Genomic DNA, 20,780 nt, shown 5'->3' with positions numbered 1-20,780 from the left:
CGCGCCCAGCGCCGTGTCGGAGGGCAGCGGCGGCAGCCCGGCGGTGCCCGGCCCCTGCGCGGTGCGCGGCCCGCCGCCCTCGAAGCAGCGCTCCACCATCTCCAGATAGACGCGGCTGGCCTCGGCATTGGACAGGCCGATGGCCAGGCTGGACTGGCGCGGCGTCTCCCCCTGCCCCTCGGCGAGCGTCACCGCCACCACCCAGGGGATGAAGGGGTCGTTCACCGCGCCGGAGGGGTTGATCTGCCCGCACACCGCGTAAGCGCCGGGCAGGTGCTGGCGATAGACCTGGATGGCGCGCAGCCGCATCTCGCCCTGGATGCGCAGCCGGGCGCGCACCTGCTCCAGCGCGGCGCGCCGGGCGATCTCGCGGGACGGCGCATCCTCGGCCGTGGCGGCCGCACCCTCGCCGGGCTTCGGGTCGTCGCAGCCGGCGAGCAGCAGCAGGGCGGCCAGCGGCAGGATGGCGGCCAGCGCCGCCAGGCGGCGCGGCAGGGGATGGGGGAGCGGCAGGGGCTTTGGCATGGCGCAGGCATAACGCGGCAGCGGCCCCGCTGTCGCATGAGCTTGTCGCAAGCCGGGCAGGCCGCGACCGGCGGGCTAGTCCTGGCCGTCGATTTCGCCTTTGAACAGCAGCGCGATCTCGCTGCCGCCCTGGGTGCCGAAGGCCGCCATCATCACCCGCAGCCAGTCCCGGTACAGAACCCATTCCTCGCCGGCCCGCTGCAGGTCGGAGAAGTGCTGGTGCGCCGCCCGGTAGACCGCGACCGAGCCGGTGCGGTGAATCCGGGTCTGCTCGATCGACAGCGTCAGATCGGCCATGACCGTCGCGATGGGAAGCCGCGCCCCCGGGGCATGGCGCGCCTCCTGGCTGCCCCAGCCACGATCGATCAGGCAGCCAAAATGCTGCACGTCATTGTAGCTGTACCAGCGGCAGGGACTGAGTTGCTGCGCCGATGCCGGCACGCCCAGAGCCGCCGTGAAGCCGGCCAGGAGGATCAGGAATTTCATCGTTATTCCGCATCGTTACGGATTAACTATAATTTCCGGCCCTTAACCTTCAACTTAACAAACTTCACGAGTCTGTGACGTTGGCGCAATGGGTCAGGCTTTGCCCCACACCACCCCATCAGGCCGCCCTTCGCCACGGCCCTCCGGTTCCGCCTGGCGGGCCCGCGAGGTCGCGCTGTTCAGCCGCCCACCGAGGCGGGCGGGTCCGCCGGCAGCCGCCGCCGCACCAGCGCCGCGAAATAGCGCACCCCGTGCGGCAGGGCCGCGTCGTTGAAATCATAGGCCGGGTTGTGCAACGGCGCCGACTCCTCGCCATTGCCGAGGAAGGCGAAGCAGCCCGGCACATGGGCCAGGAAGCGCGCGAAATCCTCCGAGCCGGTGTGCGGCGCCTCCAGCAGCGCGACCTGGCCCTCGCCCAGCGCGTCGCGCGCGGCGGCCAGCGCCGTCGCGGTCGCCGCCGGGTCGTTGATCGTGGGGACGAATTCGCGGCTGTAGGTCACTTCGGCCGTGCAGCCATGCGCGGCGGCGGTGCCCTCCGCGATGCGGCGCAGCCAGGCCTCGATCCCGGCGCTCACCTCCGGGCGGAAGCTGCGCGCATCGCCCAGGATGCGCGCCTCCCCGGGCAGCACGTTGCGGGTGCCGTCGGTCAGCAATTCGGTGGCCGAGACCACGGCGGTCTCCGCCGGGTCCAGCCGGCGGGCGACGATGGATTGCAGCGCCACCACCGTGGCGCAGGCGGCCAGCAGCACCTCCCGCCCCGCCTGCGGGCGCGAGGCATGGCCGCCCTGGCCGCGCAGGAGGATCTCGAAATTGTCCTCGGCCGACATCACCGGGCCGGGGCGGGTGCGCAGCTGCCCCACCGGCAGGCCGGGCCAGTTGTGCAGCCCGTGGATCTCCTCGAAGGGGAAGCGCTGCAGCAGCCCGTCCTGCAGCATGGCCAGCGCGCCGCGGCCCCATTCCTCGGCCGGCTGGAACAGGAAGCGCACCGTGCCGCGGAAGCCGCCCTCCGCCGCCAGCAGCAGCGCGGCGCCCAGCAGCATGGCGCTGTGCCCGTCATGGCCGCAGGCATGCATCAGCCCCTCGCGGCGCGAGGCATGCGGCAGGTTGCTGCGCTCGGCGATGCGCAGCGCGTCCATATCGGCGCGCAGCGCGATGGCCGGCCCCTCGCCGCGCCGCAGCGTGGCGACCAGCCCGGTGCCGCCGATGCCCTCCGCCACCTCGAGCCCCGCCTGGCGCAGCCGGGCGGCGAGCCGCGCGGCGGTGCGCGCCTCCTCGAAGCCGAATTCGGGATGGGCGTGCAGATCCTGGCGCAGCGCGCGCAGATCCCGCCAGAGCTCGTCCTGATCCATCGCGCACCTCCGCCGCGATGCTAGCCCTCAGGCCAGGCTGGTCCAGTAGCTGCCCTGCATCGGCAGGGCGGAAAAATCGCGGTCGATGCGCTCCAGCAGCCGCTCGGGCGACAGGCGCGGGGCGAGGGCCGGATGCAGCCAGCCGGCCAGCGCCTCCAGCGCGACGAGGTGCAGCGGCGTCTCGTTGAAGCCGAGCCACAGCGCATGCGCCCGCCCCGCCCGCACCGAGGGCAGCGCGTCCAGCCCCTGCGCGCGCAGCATGGCGGCGAGGCTGTCGCGCGCCGCGCCCGCAGAAATGCCGGCGCCGAGCGAGACGCCGCCGCGGCCATTGTAGACGCCGCCCGTGGCCAGATAGACCGGCGCGTCGGAAACCAGCACGGTCTCGCGGTGCAGCTGGCCGAGCGCGCCGGGCAGCAAATCGGCGGCAATGCTGCGCCCGCCCATGCGCGCCAGGAAATCGGCGAAGCTGCCGCGCGCGATGCTGTAGCAGCATTCCCGCCCGCCGGCATTGTTGTGCAGCAGCACCGGCACCGGCGCGGCGGGCTGGGTGGCGCGCAGCGCGTCCAGCGCCGCCAGCCGCGCCCGGTAGACCGCCGACAGCGCCGCCGCCTGGTCGCGGCGGTCCAGCAGCGCGCCGAGGATGGCCAGGCTCGGCAGCGTCTCGGCCAGCGGATCGGCCATGAAATCCACCACCGCCGCCGTCAGGCCGAGCCGCTCCAGCCGGGCCAGCACCTCGCTGCCACCGCGCGCATCCAGCGGCGCGATGGCGCCGCGCGTCAGCAGCACGAGGTCCGGCTGCAGGGCGAGCACGGATTCCACCGACATGTCGGCCAGGATGCGCCGCCCGAGTTGTGGCACGCCGCGCAGCGCCGGGAAGCGGGCGGTCCAGGCGGCCTCCTCATCCGGCAGGGCCTGGGCCATGTCGCTGGCGCGGCCGGCCAGCAGCGCGACCGGATCGGGATGCAGCAGCCCCATCGTGCCGAGCAGCCGGCCCTGCGCCAGCACGATGCGGCGCGGCGGGCGTGGCAGGCTGACGCGGCGGCCGAGCAGATCGGTCACCGTGACCGGCGCGTCGCTGGCGGCACGCAGCAGGCCGGGGCGCGCCAGCAGCGGCAGGGCCAGCCCCGCCGCCAGCACCCGGCGCCGCCCGATGTCAGAACCGCGCGGTGACACTGGCCACGACCTGCAGCGGCTCGCCGATCGCGACGCCCAGATTGCTGCCCTGGGTCGCGGTGTAATAGGTCCTGTCGAACATGTTCTTCACATTGAGCTGCAGCCGCAGCGCCTGGCGCTCGATGCGCGTGTCATAGGCGACGAAGGCGTCGAACACCTGGTAGGAGGGCAGGTCGAAGCTGTTCTGCGTATCGCCCGCGCGCTCGCCCATGAAGCGGCCGCCAAAGCCGGCGCGCAGGCCCTCCGAGCCCAGCACCGCGCCGAAATCATGCACCCAGAACAGCGAGGCGGTGTGGCGCGGCACGTTCCACAGCCGGTTGCCCTGCAGCGTCGGGTCGCGCGTCACCGAGGCGTCGGTATAGGCGTAGGAGCCGATCACGCTGTCCTGCCGGGTGATGCGCCCGGCGATGTCGATCTCCACCCCGCGCGAGCGCACCGCGCCGGCCGTCGCCGTGAAGGTCGTGCCGTTCTGCACGAAATTATAGGCGACATTGCGCTTGTCGATGTCGAAGACGGCGAGCGTCGCGCTCAGCCCCTCGCCGATGTCCAGCTTGGCGCCAATCTCGTAGGAGTGCGCGGTTTCCGGCGGCAGCGCGCCATAGGCGGTCGCGATGGAGGAGTTCGGCTTGAAGGATTCGCTGTAGCTGGCATAGAGCGCCAGCTCCGGCAGCACCCGGTAGACCAGGCCGAGGCGCGGCACCAGCCGGCCATCCTGCACATCCGTGTTGCGGTTGAAGGGCCGGCCGCGCCCGGCCAGCTGGTCGAACTGCTCGTAGCGCAGCCCGGCCACCAGGATCCATTGCTCGTTCAGATGGATGCTGTCCTGGGCGTAGAAGGCCACGCTCTCCAGCCGCTCCATCTGGTCGCTGTCGGAGGGCGTGCCGATCCGCCCCGGCGCCGCCAGCCGGCCATAGACCGGGTTGTAGATGTTGAAGCCGCCGGTGTTGCGGCCACGCACCATCTCCGAGCGGCGTGTGCTCTGATAGTCATAGGAGGTGCCGAACACCAGATCGTGCCGCAGGCCGAACAGGGTGACACGGCCTTCGAGATCGGCGCGCACCGCGTGCGAGAAGCGTGTCGAGGCCTCGGTCGCGTCAGCCCGCCGCACCAGCGCGCCGGTCGCCGGGTCGTAGCTGATGATGCGCGCATTCTGGTCGGAATAATCGTTCAGGCTGTAGGCATAGCCCGCCGAGACGCGCCAATCTTCATCCAGCTGGTGGCTGCCGCGCAGCCCGACATAATCCGAATAGCCGCGCGAGGTGTTGTAGGGCTCGTCGAATCGCGTGCGCCGCCCGGTGGGCACGGCGCGGCCGGTGCGCGGGTCGAAGATGGTGCCGCGGTCGAAGGGCACCGCGTAATCCTCGTGGAAATAGCGCAGCTCCACGCTGCTGCGGTCGTCGCGCCAGGCCAGCGAGGGCGCGATCTGCCGCCGCTCGACATGGCCGAAATTGCGCCAGTACTCCTCGCGCTGATCCTCCCCCGCCAGGCGGAAGGAGAAGCCCTGCGCGACCGGCCCGGTCACGTCGAACCCGGCCGAGCCGCCGCCGAAGCTGGTGGCGCGCAGATTGACCATGCCGGCGAAGCGCTCCTCCGGCCGCAGCGGCACCAGATTGACCATGCCGCCCGGATCCAGGATGCCATACAGCATCGAGGCCGGACCCTTCAGCACCTCCACCCGGTCGGTCATCACGCTCATGCTGCGCGGCAGCATGGTGCGCAGCCCGTCGATCATGATCGAGCCGTCGCGATTGTCGCCGAAGCCGCGCCGCATGAAGGCGTCCTGCGTGCCGCCCAGCGAATTGGCGGCGGCGACGCCGCTGACATTGGCCAGCACCTCGTCCAGGCTGCGCGCCTGCTGGTCCTCGATCACGGCGCGCGGCACCACGGCGATGGATTGCGGCAGTTCCATCAGCGGCACGGCGCCGCCGCCGCCCAGCGTCGTGGTCAGCGGCTGGTAGCCCTCCACCGCCTGGGCCGGCTGCGCCGTCACCGACAGCTCCGGCAGCGCGGTTGGCGCCGCCGGCTGCGCCGCCACGGGCTGGGACGCCAGCACCAGCAGCGCGGCCGCCAGCCCGCCACGCCACCCTGGGGCCATCGACATTCCGCTAATAGGAATTATTCTCATTTGCAGTTCAGAGCGGAGCGGCATGGACAATGGCCCTGGGCGGGATCGAGAAATCCGATGGCAGGCGCGGCCCGGCGCGTCACGCGCCCTCGCTGGCTGGCCGGCCTCTGGCAGAGCGGTTACACGCTGCCCGGCGCCCTGCAAACCAGGAAAATTTGCGCAGAGACCATCAGGAAATCCGATAGAGCATGGCCGCCCTGACCCCCGGCACAGAGCATATCCTGGCCTTCCTGGCCGTGGCCGAGCAGGGCAGCCTCTCCGCCGCCGCCCAGGCGCTGAACCGCACCCAGTCCAGCATGACCTACGCCATCCAGCGACTGGAGGCCGAGCTGGGCGTTACCCTGTTCGAGCGTGGCCAGCGCGGCACCAGCCTGACGCCGCAGGGCATGGCGCTGCTGCCCGTCGCCCGCCGCATGGCGCAGGAGCTGGACACGCTGCGCCGCACCGCCGATGGCCTGGCCGCCGGCGTCGAGGTGAAGCTGGTGATGGCGGTGGAAGCCGCCTTCCCCGAGGCGCGGCTGCTCGCTCTGCTGGCCGCCTTCCGCCGCGCCTTCCCGCTGGTGCGCGTGCGCATCGAAACCGAATCCATGCACGCCACGGCGGAAGCCCTGCTCTCCGGCCGCTGCGCCCTCGGCATCCTGGGGCCCGTCATCGAGCGCTATCCGGGCCTGGCCGGCGTGGCGCTGGGCGGGGTGGAGCGCATCCCCGTCGCTTCCCCCGATCACCCGCTGGCGCTGCTGCCGACAGAAATCCCGGCCGAGGCTTTCCGCAGCCAAATCCTTCTGGTGCTGGCCAGCCATTCGCGCGAACCGCGCAAACGGCCCCTCGCCACCCCCAATGGCGGCATCTGGCGGGTCAACACCCTCGCCGCCAAGCGCAGCCTGATCCTGGCCGGGCTGGGCTGGGGCCGCATGCCGGCACCCATGGTGGCGGACGACCTGGCCGCGGGGCGGCTGGTGCGGCTGCGCCCGGCCCGGCTGGAAGGGCTGGACTGGACCGCCCCCCTGCCCTTCTTCCTCGCCCACCGGCGAGACGAGGCGCTGGGGCCGGCGGCGAGCTGGGCGCGGGCGGCGCTGCTCGAGCAGTCACAAGAATAGAAAAGGCCGGGGGGACAGGGTCCCCCCGGACCCCGCCTTCAGTCGGGCAGGTTGATGGGGGCGGCACTGGCGGCCAGCAGCTGCTGGCTGTACGGGTCCTCGGCGCGGCCGGCGCGCAGATCGGCGACCGGCAGCTCCTCGACGATGCGGCCCTGGCTCATGATCGCCACCCGGCCACAGAGATGCGCCACCACCGCCAGATCGTGGCTGACCATGACATAGGTCAGGCCGCGCTCGGCCCGCAGCCGTTGCAGCAGGTTCAGGATCTCCGCCTGCACCGAGACGTCCAGCGCGCTGGTCGGCTCGTCCAGCAGCAGGATCTCCGGCTCCAGCACCAGGCAGCGCGCGATGGCCACGCGCTGCCGCTGCCCGCCCGAAAGCTGGTGCGGATAGCGGAAGCGGAAGCCGGCGCCGAGCCCCACCGCCTCCAGCACCGCATCCACCCGCTGCTGCGGCCGGTCCAGCCCATGGATCGCCAGCGGCTCCAGCAGCACCTGGTTGACCATCTTGCGCGGATGCAGCGAGCCATAGGGGTCCTGGAACACCATCTGCACCCGCCGGTGGAAGGCGCGGTCGCGGCTGTGCGGCAGCTCCTTCCCCTGCATCAGCAGGCTGCCGCCATAGGCGCTGTTCAGCCCCGACAGCGCGCGCAGCACGGTGGACTTGCCCGAGCCGCTCTCGCCGATCAGCCCGAAGGCCTCGCCCGGCATCACCCGGAAGGAAACCTCGCGCACAGCGTGGCTGGTCCGCGCGCCCTTGCCGAAGCGGATGTCGAGGCCGATCGCCTCCAGCATCGGCACAGAAGGAAGGCTCATGCCGGTTGCTCCAGGCGATAGGTCGGGCCGTCGCGCCAGGCGGGGTCGCGCGTCGGCACCGCCAGCTCCTGCACCGGATGGTCCAGCCGCGGCAGGCTGCGCAGCAGCGCCTGGGTGTAGGGGTGCCGCGCCCGGGCCAGGTCGCGCGCATGCAGCTCCTCGACGATGCGCCCGGCATACATCACCAGCACCCGGTCGCAGAATTCGGCGACGAGGTTGAGGTCGTGGCTGATGAAGATCAGCCCGGCGCCGCGCCGCGTCACCAGCTCGTCCAGCACCGCCAGCACCTGCCGCCGCACCGTGACGTCGAGCGCGCTGGTCGGCTCGTCGGCGATGATCAGGTCCGGCTCGGTCACCAGCATCATGGCGATCATGATGCGCTGGCCCATGCCGCCCGACACCTCATGCGGATACAGCGCGAAAACCCGCTCCGGATCGCGGATCTGCACCGCCTCCAGCATGGCGAGCGACCGCGCCCGCGCCTCCGTCCGGCCCAGCCTCTGGTGCAGCCGGCAGGCCTCGACGATCTGCGCGCCGACCCGCATCAGGGGGTTCAGCGAGTATTTCGGGTCCTGCAGGATCATCGAGATGCGCGCGCCGCGGATGCCGCGCATCCGCCGCTCCGAGGCGCCGAGCAGGTCGATGCCGTCGAAACGCATCTCGGCGGCGGTGAGCCGGGCGGCGCGCGGCGACAGGCGCAGCAGCGCCCGCCCCGTCATCGACTTGCCCGAGCCGCTTTCGCCGACGATGCCGAGCTTCTCCCGCCCCACATCGAAGGACACGCCGCGCACCGCCTCGATCGGCCCGTCCGAGCCGGGGAAGGCAATGCGCAGGTCGCGCACGCGCAGCAGGGGCTCAGCCATGACGCGGATCCAGCATGTCGCGCAGCCCGTCGCCCACCAGGTTGAAGGCGAGGCTGGTGAGCAGGATGGCGCAGCCGGGCATCGCCGCGATCCACCAGCTGGTCATGACGAATTGCCGCCCCGTCGACAGCATCGCGCCCCATTCCGGGCTGGGCGGCTGCGCGCCAAGGCCGAGGAAGCCCAAGCCCGCCGCCGTCAGGATGATCGCCGCCATGTTCAGCGTGATGCGCACGATGACGGAGGGAATGCACATCGGCATGACGTGGTGCACGATGATGCGCAGCCGCGACGCCCCCTGCAGCCGCACCGCGGCGATGTAGTCGGAGCCGCGCACCGTCAGCGTCTCCGCCCGCGCCAGCCGTGCGATGGGCGGCCAGGCGGCGAGCGCGATGGCGATCACGGCGTTCTCGATCCCCGGCCCCAGCGCGGCGACAAAGGCCAACGCCAGCACCAGCGAGGGAAAGGACAGAAAAACATCGACCAGCCGCATCAGGATGGTGTCCGTCCAGCCGCCGAGATACCCCGCCGTGGTGCCGATGACGAGGCCGAGCGGCGCCGCGATCAGCGCCGCCAGCGTCGCGATATACAGGGTGATGCGCGCACCGAACACGATGCGGCTGAAGATGTCGCGCCCCAGATCGTCGGTGCCGAACCAGTGCGCGGCGGAGGGCGGCTGCAGCCGCGAGGCCAGGTCCTGCGCATAGATGTCGTGCGTGGCGATCCAGGGGGCAAACGCCGCCATCAGCAGCAGCAGCGCCAGGATGATGGCGCCGGCCAGCGCCGGCGGATTGCCGCGCAGCCGGCGCCAGCCGAGATACAGCGCCTGCATGCGCGCCTGGAAGGGCGATTGCGGCACCGGCGCGCGCAGCCAGGCGCCGAGGCCGCCGCGCGGTGTGGAGGTGGTGGTGCTCATCTCAGCGCGTCCGCGGGTCGAAGATTCGGTAGAGCAGATCCGAAAACAGGTTGAGCGCGACGAAGATGACGCCCACCAGCAGGGTGCAGCCCACCACCGCGTTCATGTCGCCGGCCAGCAGCGCATTGGTCAGGTAGCGGCCGAAGCCGGGCCAGGCGAAGACCGTCTCGGTGAGCACCGCGCCCTCCAGCAGGAAGGCATAGGCCAGGGCGACGACGGTGACGACCTGCACCGCGACATTGCGGAAGGCGTGTACCCACACCGTGCGCATCCAGGACAGGCCCTTCACCCGCGCGGCGATGACATATTCCTGCGCCAGCTGCTCCAGCATGAAGCTGCGCGTCATGCGGCTGATATAGGCCATGGCGCCGAAGCCCAGGATCGCCGCCGGCAGGATGATGTGCGACAGCACGTTGAAGAAGATGTCCCACTGCCCGGCCATGGCGGTGTCTAGCAGCAGCAGGTCGGTCACCGGCTCGATATCCCATTGATAGGCGGTGTCGATGCGCCCCGGCCCGCCGACCCAGCCCAGTGTCGCGTAGAACAGCACCAGCCCCATCAGCCCGAGCCAGAAATTCGGCGTGGAATAGCCGAGCAGCCCGACCACGCGCGCGATGTAGTCGAGCGGCGTGTCGCGATAGGCGGCCGCCATGACACCGAGCGGAATGCCGAGGCCCGTGCCGATGACGATGCCGACCGTCGCCAGCTCGATCGTCGCCGGGAAGACGCGGGCGATATCGTCCAGCACCGGCCGCCCCGTGGTCAGGGCGATGCCGAAATCGAGCTGCGCCACGCTCGCCACATAGCGCCCGAACTGCACATAGAGCGGCTGGTCGAGGCCGAGCTGGCGGCGCATCGCCTCATAGGCTTCCTGCGTCGCATTGTCGCCGAGGATGGCGGCGACGGGATCGAGCGGCAGCAGCCGCCCGATGAAGAAGGTCAGCGCCATCAGCCCGAACAGCGTGACGGCGACCGAGACGAGCAGGCGCAGCGCCTGCCCGACCCAGTCCGGCAGTCCGGGGGCGGCCTGCGCCTGCCCCCCTCGCGCCGGCGCCGCGGCGATCTCCGCCATGATGCGGCGGCCTTACTTCGAGACGAGGTTGTAGTAGGTGCCGAAGCCGTGCCAGGTCCAGTCGCGCAGGTTGCTGCGCAGCCCGGCGATGCTGAAGGTCTGGAACATGATGGCCGTCGGGCCGCGCTGCATCACGTCGCGCTGCAGCTCATGGTACAGCGCCTCGCGCCGCGCCGTGTCGCGCTCCAGCAGGGCGGCGTCGACACGGGCGTTGATCTCGGCATCGAAATAGGCGTGGCGCCAGGCGGGATACTGGGTCAGCCGCGCCTCCAGCCGGTTGTCCGGATTCTTCACCAGGCGCGAGGCATTGCCCTGCGCATCCGGCACGCCGGTCTGCCAGGCCAGCATGGCGGTCTGGAACTCGCGGCCGCGATGGCGGGCGAAGAGCTGCGCATTGGCCATCTGCTCCAGCCGGATGCGCACGCCGATGCGCGCGGCATTCTGCTGGATGTGCTGCGCGATCGGCGCCGAATAGGGCAGCGTGCCGAAGATCAGCGAGGTCTCGAACCCGTCCGGATAGCCGGCCTCGGTCAGCAGCGCCTTGGCGCGCTCGAGATCGAGGCTGAAGGGCTGGCCGGCGCGCTCATCCAGCGCGCCGAAGGCGCCGAGCTGCACGAAGCTCGCCCGCGGCACGCCATTATAGGCCATGATGGTGCGGCCCAGCGCCTCGTAGTCGATCAGGTAGCGCATCGCCAGGCGCACCTTCTCATTGGCGAAGATCGGGTTGGCGTTGTTGAAGCCCCAATAGACCAGCTGCGGCCGCAGCGCGCGCGACAGGGTGATGCCCGGCATGCGCTCCAGCGCCTGCATGTCCTCCGGCGTCAGGTCGCGGGCGACATCGATATCACCCTTCTCCAGCAGCAGGCGCTGCGTGCCGGCCTCGGCGACGTGGCGGATGATGATGCGGCGCAGCTTCGGCGCCGGGCCCCAGTAGCGCGGGTTCGCCTCCAGCACCACGCTCTCGCCGGCATTCCACTGGCGCAGGCTGTAGGGGCCGACGCAGGCGGTGCGCGTCGCCAGATAGCGGTTGCCGAGGTCGTTGTTGTTCTGGTTGGCCAGCAGGGTGCGGCGGTCGAGCAGCGTGGCCACGCGGTTGGCGGCGATCGCCTGCAAGATCAGATCCACCGGATAGGGCTTGTCGAGCGTCAGCACCACCGTCCGATCATCCGGCGCGGTGATCGACTGCTCGGCATTCTCGCGGGTGAAGCCGTATTCGGTGAGCGTCGCCGCATTGCCGAAGCCGAGCTTGACCACACGCTGCAGCGACCAGGCGAGGTCCTGCGCCGTGGCGCGCTCGCCCGAGGGGAAGGTCAGCCCGTCGCGCAGGTGGAAGGTGATGCGGAGCCCGTCAGGCGATACTTCCCAGCGCTCGGCCAGGGCGGGAACCACTTTCTTCTCGTCGGTCGGATCGAAGCGGGCGAGGAAGTCGCAGGTGTTCTCGATCAGCTCATTGGTCACCACCTCGCCGATCTGCGCCGGGTCGAAGGTGCTGATGGCGTCGATGTTCCAGGCCATCACCAGGGCATTGGCCGGGGTCGCCGCGCGGGCCGGCAGCGCGGCCGGCGCGGCGAGCGCCCCCGCCAGCAGCGCGAGGCTCAGGCTGTGGAAAGAGCGTCGGACGAAAAGGACCATGCTGCGTGCTCCCGGTGGCTGGTTCCGCGCCCTGGCCCATGCAATCCTCAGGCCATGCAGGGCCGCTGAGTGGCGGAACAATTCCCCGCCGGAAGGATAGGACGAGGATGCGCGAGGAGACCAGCCCGCAGGCGGAAACGGGGATCGGCGACTGGCCGCGCTGGGCCAGCCCGGCCGCCGCCGGCTGGGATGAGGGACAGCTGCGCCTCGCGCTGCGGCATGCGACCGGTCTCGACACCAGCGCGCTGCTGCTGGTGGTGGGCGGGCGCGTGCTGCTGGCCGAGGGCCAGGTCGCCGCGCGCTACAATGTCCATTCCATCCGCAAGAGCATCCTGTCAGCCCTGATCGGCATGCAGGTGGCGGAAGGCCGGCTGGATCTGGATGCGACGCTGGAACAGCTCGGCATCGATGACAGGCTGGGCCTGACCGCGCGGGAGCGGCTGGCGACACTGCTCGACCTGCTCTGCGCGCGCTCCGGCGTGTATCACCCGAGCGGCTATGAATCGCCCTGGATGCTGTCGATCAAGCCGGCGCGGCACAGCGCCGGGCCGGGCACCACCTGGTGCTACAACAACTGGGACTTCAACGCGCTGGGCAGCATCTTTCGCGAGCGCTGCGGCGACATCTTTGCCGAGTTCTCCACCCGTCTGGCAGGCCCGCTCGGCATGCAGGATTTCGACGCGGCGCGCGACGGCGCCTATGTCGAGCTGCCGGAGTCGCAGCACCCCGCCTATCCCTTCCGCATGAGCGCACGCGACCTGGCGCGTCTCGGAGAACTGTTCCTGCGCCGCGGCACCTGGCAAGGCCAGCGCCTGCTGCCGGAGGAATGGGTGCGGCTCAGCACCCTGCCGATCTCCGAGGCCGGGCATCACGGCGCCTATGGCTATATGTGGTGGGTGGCGCGGCAGGGCATCCTCTACCCGAATGTCGTGGTGCCTGAGGGCAGCTTCGCCGCGCATGGCACGCGCGGCCACAAGCTGCTGGTGATGCCGGCGCTCGACGCCGTGCTGGTGCACCGCACCGACACCGACCAGCCGAACACCTCCGTCTCCGCCGCCCAGTTCGGCCGGCTGCTGGCGCTGCTGCTGCGCGCGGCGCCGCGCTCCTGACCCTTCATCGCCCGAGGACGAGCCCATGCGCATCGCCGTGCTGCAATTCTCGCACGAGACCGTCACCTTCCTGCCCTATGACACGACGCGGGAGGATTTCATCTATCCCGGCTCGCCGGTGGGGGGCGAGGCGCTGCTGGCCACCGACGCCAAGGGCTATATGGGCGGCTTCGTGCAGGTGGCGCGCGAGCATGACGGCGTCGAGCTGGTCGGCATCGAATCGCCGCTCTGGCCGCGCACCGGCTCGGGCTCGGGCTGGGTGACGCAGGACGCCTTCGAGCATTTCCTGGGCCGCATGCTGGCGCAGATCGCGGCGGAGGCGCCGTTCGACGGCGTCTACATGGCGCTGCACGGCGCCATGGCGGTGCGCGGCGTGGCGCGGCCCGAGGCCGAGATCGCCCGCCGCGTGCGCGAAGCGGTGGGGCCGAAGGCGGTGCTGGCCGCGACTTTCGACCCGCATGGCAATGAGGATGCGGAATTCCTGCGCCATGCCGATCTCGCCTTCGCGGTGAAATACTACCCGCATTACGACGCGCATCTGCAAGGCGAGCGTGCGGCGCGCATGCTGCTGCGCATGCTGCGCGGCGGCTTCCGGCCCAGCCATGCGGTGGTGAAGCTGCCGATCATCTCGCCCACCGTGCTGCAATGGACCGGCGCGCCGCCCTGGTCCGACCTGATCCAGCGCGCGCTGGTGTGGGAGGCGCGCGAGCCGGATGTCTATGTGAATGTCTTTTTCGGCTTCCCCTGGAGCGATGTGCCGGATGCCGGCATGACGCTGCAGGTGACGACCAATGGCGATGCCGCCCTGGCCCGGCGCGTCGCGCAGGACATGGCCGACTATGCCTGGCGCCGGCGCGAGGCGCTGCTGAACTCCACCCAGGTGCACCGCATTTCTGAAGGTGTCGCCCTAGCGCGGCAGGCCGTGGCCGCGGGCCAGGTGCCCGTGGTGCTGTGCGACCATAGCGACCGCTCCGGCTACGCCACCTGGCTGCTGCGCGAGATCCTCTCCGCCGGGCTGCGCCGCACCCTGGTCGCCACCATCGCCAGCCCCGCGGTGCTGGAGGGGCTGCTGCGCGGCGACACGCCGATCGGCGGCGAGGTCACGCTCGCCGTCGGCGGGCTGGCCGATGAATCGGCCGGCGAGCCGCTGGAGATCACCGGCCGCCTCGTCGCCCTGCCGGAGAACCCGCTGCCGCGCGCCATGGGCGGTGGCCAGCGCTGGGCCTGCATCGCCTTCGGCGAGGGCAACATGCTGGTGCTCAGCGCCTACCTGGCGCAGGTGATCGAGCCGGAGGAGCTGTGGTCCACCGGCCTCTCGCCCGCCGATTATGACATCATCGCCATCAAGTCGCGCGTGCATTTCCGCCGCGGCTTCGACGATAGCGGCTTCGCCCGGCGCATCCTGCTGGTCGAGCCGGACCAGCCCTTCCTCGGCACGGTGCGGCTGGACGGGCTGAACTACGAAAACCTGGAGCTGTCGCGCTTCTACCCCTATGGCACTCCGGAAGGCCCGCAATGGCTGATGGGCGGGCCGGACTGAGCGCGGCCGCTCAGAACCCCGCCGCGCCGCGCCGGCGCGGGCGCGCCGAACCGTCCACCGTCAGGAAGGGATGGCCGCGCGAGCAGCGCTCCAGCCGCGCCTCGACGCCATAGGCCTGGTGCAGCAGCGCCGGCGTCAGCGTCTCCACCGGCGCGCCGGCGGCGATGATGCGGCCCTCGCTCAGCACCGCCACCTGGTCGGCGAAGCGCAGCGCCTGGTTCAAATCGTGGATGGCGATGACGATGCACAGGCCCTGGCGGTCGGCCAGCTCGCGCAGCAGGGCCAGCACCTCGACCTGGCGCTGCAGGTCGAGCGCGCTGGTCGGCTCGTCCAGCAGCAGGATGCGCGGCCGGCGCACCAGCGCCTGGGCCAGCGCCACCAGCTGGCGCTGCCCGCCCGACAGCTCGCCAAGGTTGCGGGTGGCGAGATCCTCGATCTCCAGCATCATCAGCGTGGCGGTGACGGCATCGGCCTCGGCATCGCTGACCGACCAGCTGCCGCCGCCCTGCTTGCCGGCCAGCAGCACCGCCTCGAACACCGTCAGCACCGCGGCGGCCGCATTGTCCTGCGGCAGGTAGCAGGGCCGCGCCGGGTCCTGCGGCGCCAGCCGCGCCAGGTCCTGCCCGTCCAGCGCCACGGTGCCGGGGCCGGCGAGCTGGCCGACAATGCGGCGGAACAGGGTCGACTTGCCGGCGGCGTTCGGGCCCAGCAGCGCCGTCACGCTGCCGCCGCGCAAGGGCGGCAGGGTGACGCCGCGCAGCACCGCGCGCTTGCCGTAGGAGACGGCGATGTCCTCGACCGCGAGATGCAGGGTGGGAAGCGGCGGGATGGCGTTCACCAGCTGCGGCTCCGCGTGCTGAGGATCAGGCTGAAGAAGAAGGGCACGCCGACCAGGGCGGTGACCACGCCGATCGGCAGGATCAGCCCGGGGATGATCGACTTGCTGAGCACCGAGGCGGCGGAGAGCAGCAGCGCGCCCGAGATCGCCGAGGCCGGCAGGAAGAAGCGCTGATCCTCGCCCACCAGCATGCGCGCGATATGCGGCCCGACCAGGCCGACGAAGCCGATGGTGCCGACGAAGGCGACCGAGATCGCGGCCAGCGCGCTGACCAGCAGGATGGTCTGCAGCCGCAGCCGCCCGACCTGGATGCCGAAGCTGGCCGCCTTGTGCTCGCCGAGGCGCAGCGCGGTGAGCGACCAGGCCTGGCGCACGAAGAAGGGCCAGACGATGACCAGCATCGCCGCGGCGATGCCGAGCTTCGGCCAGGTGGTGCGGCCGAGGCTGCCCATGGTCCAGAACACCACCGCCGCCAGCGCCTGCTCCGAGGCGATGAACTCCAGCGCCGCCAGCGCCGCGTTGAAGGTGAAGACGAGGGCGATGCCGAGCAGCACGATGGTCTCGGTGCCCATGCCGCGACGCTGGCTCAGCGCGTGGATCAGCAGCGAGCAGCCCATGGCGCAGAGGAAGGCATTGGCCGGGATGGTCCAGGCCGACCAGCCCGAGGGCAGCAGGTTGACGCCGAGCACGAAGCCCAGCGCCGCGCCGAAGCCGGCGGCGGCGGAGATGCCGAGCGTGAAGGGGCTGGCCAGCGGGTTGTTCAGCACGGTCTGCATCTGCGCGCCGGCGACCGACAGGCTGGCGCCCACCACCACCGCCATCAGCGCCACCGGCATGCGGATCTCGCGCACCACCACGGTGACGTCGAGCGGCGCCTCGAAGCCGAGCAGCGCGCGCAGCACCTCGCCATAGGCGTAGCGCGCCGGGCCGAGGGCGAGGTCGGCCACCAGGCTGGCCAGCAGCAGCCCCCCCAGCAGGAAGAGCAGCGCGAGGCGCCGGCGCGACAGGGCGCGATAACTGCTGCGGCTCTGCGCCAGTTCGGCGGCGGGCGCGGCCTGTTCCACCAGCCCGCTCATGCGCCGAGCGAGACCCAGTAGCCCGGCTTGTAGTCCAGCGGCAGGAAGCGCGCATGGAAGTCGCGGAAGGTGGCGTCGGGGTCGAGATCGGCGAACAGCTCGGGGTGCAGCCACTTGGCGATCGCCTGGATGGCGACGAACTGGTAGGGGCTGTCGTAGAACTGGTGCCAGATGGCGTGCACCCGGCCGCTGCGCGAGACCGGCAGGGTACGGTAGGCCGGGCGCTGCATCAGCCGCGCCAGGCGCGCGCGCGACTCCGCCTGGTCCGCGCCGGGGCCGACGCCGACCCAGGCGCCATCGGGCACGAACAGCTTCCAGTTGCTGCCGGTGACGATGACGACATCCGGCCTGGCCGCCACCACCTGCTCGGGATTGACCGTGCCGAAGGTGCCGGGGATCAGCCCGGCGGCGATGTTGACGCCGCCGGCGACGCTGACCATGCGGCCGAAATTCTCGTCGCCGAAGGACATGCAGCAATTCTCGTCATAGCCGGCGGCGCGCTCGATCATCACGCGCGGCCGCGGCCCGGCGAAGTCGCGCAGCCGGTCGGTGACGCGGGCGATCTGGGTGCGGCGGTATTCGGCCAGCTCCTGCGCCCGCGCCTCCTGCCCCAGCAGCGCGCCCAGGATGGCGATGCTGCGCTCGGCATGCTCGAAGGGCTTCTCGCGGAAATCGATGAAGACCACGGGGATGTTGACGCGCGCCAGCTTGCCGATCAGCCCGCCATCGTCGATCGCCGCCTTGGCCTCGAGGTTCATCACCACGACATCGGGGCGCAGCGCGATCACCTGCTCGATGTCGAAGGCGCCGTCCTTCCAGCCGCCGAAGCTCGGCAGCCGGGCGATCTGCGGGTAGCGGCGCTCATATTCGCTGTAGCCGTCGAAATCCGCCTTGCGGAAATCGTCGCGCCAGCCGACGACGCGGGCGAAGGGGTTGTCGCGGTCCAGCGCCGCCACGGCATAGGTCTGCCGCCCCTCGCCCAGGATCATGCGGCGCACCGGCGCGTTCACCGTCACCTCGCGCCCGGCAATGTCGGTCAGCCGCAGCGGCGCGGCGGCGCGGGCGGCGCCCGGTGCGGCCAGCAGCGCGGGGCCGAGGGCGGCAAGGGTCAGGAAATCGCGGCGTGTGGCGCGCATCGGGGGCCTCGTCTGGCAAGGGCGGCGCGGCCCGGTTCCGGCCCGACGCCACGGCGTGGCCGCCGATATCCTATGAATGAGAATTACTCGCAAATAAAAAACTTGCCATGCGGGGCGCGCCCCGCCGCGCCCGGCCCTCAGGGCCGGCGGGCGTGCAGGATGAAGCGGCGATAGAGCAGGGTGCGCAGCCGGTCGCGCAGCGGCGCGCCCTGGCGCTGGGCGCGGGCGATCGGCGCATGCGGGCCCACATCGATGGCGGTGAAGCCGGCCCGCTCCACCAGCGGCGCCAGGATCTCCGGCGTCAGCCCCTGGCCGAAGGGCAGTTCGCGCATGATGGCGGCGTGGCGGTCGAGATCGGCGGCCGGCGCCACACCCGCCCTGCGGTCCAGCCAGGCCAGGGCCCGCCGCGCCAGCCGCCCCGGCAGGCCGTTGGGCGTGGCGAAATCGCCATCGAACACCAGCAGGTGCCCGCCCGGCTTCAGCACCCGCGCCCATTCGGCCAGGGCCGCCTGCGGGTCGGTCAGGGTCCAGACCAGGTGGCGGCAGACCACGGCGTCATAGCGCCCCGCCGGCTCGCGCGTGTATTCGGCATCCGCCAGGATGAAGCGGGCCCCGGCATCGCCCGCATGCTTGGCGCGGGCGCGCTCCAGCATCGCCTCGGAGAAATCGAGCCCGGTGACGCGGTGGCCGAGCCGGCGCAGCGCGCCCGTCACCTCGCCGGTGCCGCAGGCCAGTTCCAGCACCTCGAGCGGCGCGGCGCCCAGCCGGGCGCGGATCGCGGCCTGCCAGGCCTCGCGCTCGGCGCCGGGCGGGATGCGGTGGCCGAAATGGCTGTCGAAGCTCTCGGCCCGCGCGCTCCAATAGTCGCGGATCTCTTCCTTGAGGGCGTAGTTGGCGGACATGGCGTCACCGTCCGGGAGGGAGAACCGCGCTATAGCCGCGGCCGGGGCGGGGCGGGAAGCGCCTGGCGCGGCAGGCGGCATGAAGTCGCTGTCATCCGGGCCTCGACGGCGGCCCCAGACGTGGCAGGCTGGGCGCCCCACCATGCGAGGCGCCCCGCCATGTCGCTCCAGATCGGCCTCTTGCTGTTCCCCAAGGTGCAGCAGCTGGACCTGACCGGCCCGCACGAGGTCTTCGCCGCCATCCCCGATGCCCGGGTGCATCTGGTGGCGCGCGACCGCCAGCCCGTCGCCGCTTCCAGCGGCCTGGTGCTGACGCCGGATGTGGACTTTGCCGGCTGCCCGCCGCTCGACATCCTCTGCGTGCCGGGCGGCGCCGGGGTGAATGCGCTGCTGGAGGATGCGGCGGTGCTGGACTTCCTGCGCCGCCAGGCGGCCGGCGCGCGCTACGTCACCTCGGTCTGCACCGGGGCGCTGGTGCTGGGCGCGGCCGGGCTGCTGCGCGGCCGCCGCGCCACCACCCATTGGAACGCGCAGGATCTGCTGCCGCATTACGGCGCCATCCCCGTGGCCGAGCGCGTGGTGCGGGACGGCAACCTCATGACCGGCGGCGGCGTCACCGCCGGCATCGACTTCGCCCTCACTTTGGCGGCTGAGCTGGCCGGGCGGGAGGTGGCCGAGGCCATCCAGCTCGGCCTCGAATACGCCCCTGCCCCGCCCTTCGAGTCGGGCCGGCCGGAGACGGCGCCGCCGGCGGTGCTGGAGCGGGTGCGGGCCCGCACCGGGGCGATGCGCGCCGAGCGGCAGCGCCTGGCCGAGGCCCATGCGGCCAGCGCCGGCCAGGAGGCCCACTGAAAAAAATCCCGGCTGGGCGTGGAACCGCCCGGCCGGCAGGGCCGCCTCAGGCGGCGGCGTAGGTGACGCGGATCTCGCCCACGCCCTCGCAGGTGCCGTGCAGCGTGTCGCCGGGCTTGACGCTGCTGACGCCGGCCGGGGTGCCGGTCATGATCAGGTCGCCCGGCTGCAGCGCGACATAGCGCGACAGGAAGGCGATCGCCTCCGGCACCGTCCAGATCATCTGGTTGAGGTCGCCGGTCTGCTGCACCTTGCCGTTCACCGTCACCTCGATCTTGCCCCGGGTCGGGTGGCCGATGCGCGCGGCCGGCACGATCGGGCTGATCGGGCAGGACTGGTCGAAGCCCTTCGACAGCTCCCAGGGGCGGGCCAGCTTCTTGGCCTCGGCCTGGATGTCGCGGCGCGTCATGTCGAGGCCCACGGCATAGCCATAGACATGCTCCAGCGCCTGGTCCTCGGCGATGTTGCTGCCGCCCTTGCCGATGGCGACCACCATCTCGATCTCGTGGTGCAGATCCTGGGTCACCGAGGGGAAGGGCAGGTCGCCGCCCGGATTCACCGCATCGGCCGGCTTGGCGAAGAAGAAGGGCGGCTCGCGGGTCGGGTCATGCCCCATCTCGCGCGCATGGTCGGCGAAGTTGCGGCCGACGCACCAGATGCGGCGCACCGGGAAGACGGCTTCCTCCCCCTGCACCGGCACAAAGGGAAGCGGCGGCGCGCTGACGACGTAGTTCATCGGTCCGATCCTTCTCTGCCGCCGGGGCGGCGGCTCAACCAATCCGCAAATTGGTTATGCCCGGACCGGGGCGGCGTCAAGCCGGGGGCGGCCGCCGCAGCGTGGCGAAGGCGACCACCAGCGTCACCCCGGCGATCAGCGCGGCGATCGCCGCCAGGGCGAGGGAGAGCGAACCGGCCGTCAGCAGCGCGCTGGCCAGGATGACGCCGAGCGAATTGGCGGTGCGCAGCAGGGCGAAAAGCTCGGCGCGGCGGTGCGGCGGCGCCAGCGCGTCGAGGGTGAGCGAGTAATGCGTGCCCAGCGGCGCCAGCACCGCCCCCACCAGCACCGCGCCCAGCACCGTCACCGCCATCGAGAGGTTGAGCGCGACCAGGCCAGCGCCCAGCGTCATCAGGCCGAGCTGCGCCACCACCAGGGCGCGCCCCGGCCGGCGGTTGCGCCAGCTGACCCAGAGCCCGCCGGCAACCGCGGCCAGGCAGAGCGGCACGGTGAACAGGATGGCGAGCGCCGGCGGGTGGCCGAAGCGCAGCGCCAGGGCGAC

The 20,780-nt window shown here is 71.5% G+C and carries 20 protein-coding genes; 4 read left to right on the top strand and 16 right to left on the bottom strand.

The window, feature by feature from the left end; all coding sequences use genetic code 11:
* From HMPREF0731_RS25610 to HMPREF0731_RS15600, 5 genes are all read right to left on the bottom strand, one after another.
* On the bottom strand, positions 1–525 hold a 525-nt coding region (locus HMPREF0731_RS25610; protein ID WP_007005136.1), incomplete at its 3' end, for a hypothetical protein.
* A gap of 75 nt (positions 526–600) precedes the next feature.
* A complete protein-coding gene (locus tag HMPREF0731_RS15615; RefSeq protein ID WP_007005135.1) occupies positions 601–1,011 on the bottom strand; it encodes a hypothetical protein in 411 nt (136 codons plus the stop codon).
* 179 nt (positions 1,012–1,190) lie between these two features.
* Entirely contained in the window at positions 1,191–2,360 is a 1,170-nt protein-coding gene (locus tag HMPREF0731_RS15610; RefSeq protein WP_007005134.1) for an amidohydrolase, read from the bottom strand.
* Positions 2,361–2,387: 27 nt separating this feature from the next.
* Positions 2,388–3,533: an ABC transporter substrate-binding protein gene (locus HMPREF0731_RS15605; RefSeq protein ID WP_211207944.1), complete on the bottom strand. Its 1,146-nt coding sequence runs from the start codon at positions 3,531–3,533 to the stop codon at positions 2,388–2,390.
* Entirely contained in the window at positions 3,514–5,628 is a 2,115-nt protein-coding gene (locus HMPREF0731_RS15600; protein ID WP_157136158.1) for a TonB-dependent siderophore receptor, read from the bottom strand. Before HMPREF0731_RS15600 ends, HMPREF0731_RS15605 begins: the two co-directional genes overlap by 20 nt.
* Positions 5,629–5,846: 218 nt before the next feature.
* On the opposite strand from HMPREF0731_RS15600, the gene HMPREF0731_RS15595 reads away from it, so the two are divergent.
* Positions 5,847–6,755 (top strand): LysR family transcriptional regulator, encoded by a 909-nt coding sequence (locus tag HMPREF0731_RS15595; RefSeq protein ID WP_007005130.1) that lies wholly within the window; start codon positions 5,847–5,849, stop codon positions 6,753–6,755.
* Positions 6,756–6,793: 38 nt separating this feature from the next.
* Here HMPREF0731_RS15595 and HMPREF0731_RS15590 read toward each other — a convergent pair whose 3' ends face one another.
* Genes HMPREF0731_RS15590 through HMPREF0731_RS15570 form a run of 5 tightly spaced genes read right to left on the bottom strand, consistent with a single transcriptional unit; the run spans position 6,794 to position 12,050 of the window.
* Positions 6,794–7,570: an ABC transporter ATP-binding protein gene (locus tag HMPREF0731_RS15590; protein ID WP_007005129.1), complete on the bottom strand. Its 777-nt coding sequence runs from the start codon at positions 7,568–7,570 to the stop codon at positions 6,794–6,796.
* On the bottom strand, positions 7,567–8,433 hold the full coding sequence (locus tag HMPREF0731_RS15585) for an ABC transporter ATP-binding protein (protein ID WP_007005128.1): 867 nt from the start codon (positions 8,431–8,433) through the stop codon (positions 7,567–7,569). The genes HMPREF0731_RS15590 and HMPREF0731_RS15585 overlap by 4 nt, the downstream gene beginning before the upstream one ends.
* Complete coding sequence (nikC, locus tag HMPREF0731_RS15580) at positions 8,426–9,346, bottom strand: nickel transporter permease (protein ID WP_007005127.1); 921 nt, start codon at positions 9,344–9,346, stop codon at positions 8,426–8,428. The genes HMPREF0731_RS15585 and nikC overlap by 8 nt, the downstream gene beginning before the upstream one ends.
* A 1-nt stretch (position 9,347) precedes the next feature.
* Entirely contained in the window at positions 9,348–10,418 is a 1,071-nt protein-coding gene (locus tag HMPREF0731_RS15575) for an ABC transporter permease (protein WP_007005126.1), read from the bottom strand.
* Positions 10,419–10,430: 12 nt separating this feature from the next.
* The gene (locus HMPREF0731_RS15570; protein ID WP_007005125.1) at positions 10,431–12,050 is read right to left on the bottom strand and encodes an ABC transporter substrate-binding protein; all 1,620 of its coding nucleotides are present in this window, start codon (positions 12,048–12,050) and stop codon (positions 10,431–10,433) included.
* A 107-nt stretch (positions 12,051–12,157) separates the two neighbouring features.
* Here HMPREF0731_RS15570 and HMPREF0731_RS15565 point away from each other — a divergent pair, with 107 nt between their 5' ends.
* Together HMPREF0731_RS15565 and HMPREF0731_RS15560 are read left to right on the top strand one after the other, a co-directional pair.
* Positions 12,158–13,159, top strand: coding sequence for a serine hydrolase domain-containing protein (locus tag HMPREF0731_RS15565; protein ID WP_007005124.1), 1,002 nt, complete (start codon positions 12,158–12,160; stop codon positions 13,157–13,159).
* A gap of 25 nt (positions 13,160–13,184) precedes the next feature.
* Positions 13,185–14,699, top strand: coding sequence for a M81 family metallopeptidase (locus tag HMPREF0731_RS15560; RefSeq protein ID WP_007005123.1), 1,515 nt, complete (start codon positions 13,185–13,187; stop codon positions 14,697–14,699).
* Between the two features lie 10 nt (positions 14,700–14,709).
* On the opposite strand, the gene HMPREF0731_RS15555 is transcribed toward HMPREF0731_RS15560, so the two are convergent.
* The 4 genes from HMPREF0731_RS15555 to HMPREF0731_RS15540 form a co-directional block, all read right to left on the bottom strand.
* On the bottom strand, positions 14,710–15,537 hold the full coding sequence (locus tag HMPREF0731_RS15555) for an ABC transporter ATP-binding protein (RefSeq protein ID WP_007005122.1): 828 nt from the start codon (positions 15,535–15,537) through the stop codon (positions 14,710–14,712).
* On the bottom strand, positions 15,534–16,601 hold the full coding sequence (locus HMPREF0731_RS15550; protein WP_245538344.1) for a FecCD family ABC transporter permease: 1,068 nt from the start codon (positions 16,599–16,601) through the stop codon (positions 15,534–15,536). The genes HMPREF0731_RS15555 and HMPREF0731_RS15550 overlap by 4 nt, the downstream gene beginning before the upstream one ends.
* An 8-nt stretch (positions 16,602–16,609) precedes the next feature.
* The gene (locus tag HMPREF0731_RS15545) at positions 16,610–17,749 is read right to left on the bottom strand and encodes an ABC transporter substrate-binding protein (RefSeq protein WP_007005120.1); all 1,140 of its coding nucleotides are present in this window, start codon (positions 17,747–17,749) and stop codon (positions 16,610–16,612) included.
* A gap of 137 nt (positions 17,750–17,886) precedes the next feature.
* Positions 17,887–18,651, bottom strand: a complete 765-nt coding sequence (locus tag HMPREF0731_RS15540; protein WP_040613604.1) for a class I SAM-dependent methyltransferase — start codon at positions 18,649–18,651, stop codon at positions 17,887–17,889.
* 159 nt (positions 18,652–18,810) lie between these two features.
* On the opposite strand from HMPREF0731_RS15540, the gene HMPREF0731_RS15535 reads away from it, so the two are divergent.
* Positions 18,811–19,503, top strand: coding sequence for a DJ-1/PfpI family protein (locus HMPREF0731_RS15535; protein WP_007005119.1), 693 nt, complete (start codon positions 18,811–18,813; stop codon positions 19,501–19,503).
* 46 nt (positions 19,504–19,549) lie between these two features.
* On the opposite strand, the gene HMPREF0731_RS15530 is transcribed toward HMPREF0731_RS15535, so the two are convergent.
* Positions 19,550–20,239, bottom strand: a complete 690-nt coding sequence (locus tag HMPREF0731_RS15530; RefSeq protein ID WP_007005118.1) for a fumarylacetoacetate hydrolase family protein — start codon at positions 20,237–20,239, stop codon at positions 19,550–19,552.
* Positions 20,240–20,315: 76 nt separating this feature from the next.
* Positions 20,316–20,780 (bottom strand): MFS transporter (locus HMPREF0731_RS15525; protein ID WP_007005117.1); only part of this gene is annotated, 465 nt, incomplete at its 5' end.

Source organism: Pseudoroseomonas cervicalis ATCC 49957 (assembly GCF_000164635.1).
Classification (GTDB): domain Bacteria; phylum Pseudomonadota; class Alphaproteobacteria; order Acetobacterales; family Acetobacteraceae; genus Pseudoroseomonas; species Pseudoroseomonas cervicalis.
The sequence above is the reverse complement of the archived record's forward strand: the minus strand, read 5'-3'. Positions and strand labels throughout refer to the sequence as shown.

What these genes read in the sequence shown, in the direction of transcription:
- HMPREF0731_RS15575 (WP_007005126.1), bottom strand. Translation starts at nt 10,418, where the DNA reads ATGGCGGAGATCGCCGCGGCGCCGGCGCGAGGGGGGCAGGCGCAGGCC.
- HMPREF0731_RS15585 (WP_007005128.1), bottom strand. Translation starts at nt 8,433, where the DNA reads ATGGCTGAGCCCCTGCTGCGCGTGCGCGACCTGCGCATTGCCTTCCCC.
- HMPREF0731_RS15560 (WP_007005123.1), top strand. Translation starts at nt 13,185, where the DNA reads ATGCGCATCGCCGTGCTGCAATTCTCGCACGAGACCGTCACCTTCCTG.
- HMPREF0731_RS15535 (WP_007005119.1), top strand. Translation starts at nt 18,811, where the DNA reads ATGTCGCTCCAGATCGGCCTCTTGCTGTTCCCCAAGGTGCAGCAGCTG.
- HMPREF0731_RS15540 (WP_040613604.1), bottom strand. Translation starts at nt 18,651, where the DNA reads ATGTCCGCCAACTACGCCCTCAAGGAAGAGATCCGCGACTATTGGAGC.
- HMPREF0731_RS15545 (WP_007005120.1), bottom strand. Translation starts at nt 17,749, where the DNA reads ATGCGCGCCACACGCCGCGATTTCCTGACCCTTGCCGCCCTCGGCCCC.
- HMPREF0731_RS15615 (WP_007005135.1), bottom strand. Translation starts at nt 1,011, where the DNA reads ATGAAATTCCTGATCCTCCTGGCCGGCTTCACGGCGGCTCTGGGCGTG.
- HMPREF0731_RS15595 (WP_007005130.1), top strand. Translation starts at nt 5,847, where the DNA reads ATGGCCGCCCTGACCCCCGGCACAGAGCATATCCTGGCCTTCCTGGCC.
- HMPREF0731_RS15590 (WP_007005129.1), bottom strand. Translation starts at nt 7,570, where the DNA reads ATGAGCCTTCCTTCTGTGCCGATGCTGGAGGCGATCGGCCTCGACATC.
- nikC (WP_007005127.1), bottom strand. Translation starts at nt 9,346, where the DNA reads ATGAGCACCACCACCTCCACACCGCGCGGCGGCCTCGGCGCCTGGCTG.
- HMPREF0731_RS15570 (WP_007005125.1), bottom strand. Translation starts at nt 12,050, where the DNA reads ATGGTCCTTTTCGTCCGACGCTCTTTCCACAGCCTGAGCCTCGCGCTG.
- HMPREF0731_RS15565 (WP_007005124.1), top strand. Translation starts at nt 12,158, where the DNA reads ATGCGCGAGGAGACCAGCCCGCAGGCGGAAACGGGGATCGGCGACTGG.
- HMPREF0731_RS15610 (WP_007005134.1), bottom strand. Translation starts at nt 2,360, where the DNA reads ATGGATCAGGACGAGCTCTGGCGGGATCTGCGCGCGCTGCGCCAGGAT.
- HMPREF0731_RS15600 (WP_157136158.1), bottom strand. Translation starts at nt 5,628, where the DNA reads ATGGCCCCAGGGTGGCGTGGCGGGCTGGCGGCCGCGCTGCTGGTGCTG.
- HMPREF0731_RS15530 (WP_007005118.1), bottom strand. Translation starts at nt 20,239, where the DNA reads ATGAACTACGTCGTCAGCGCGCCGCCGCTTCCCTTTGTGCCGGTGCAG.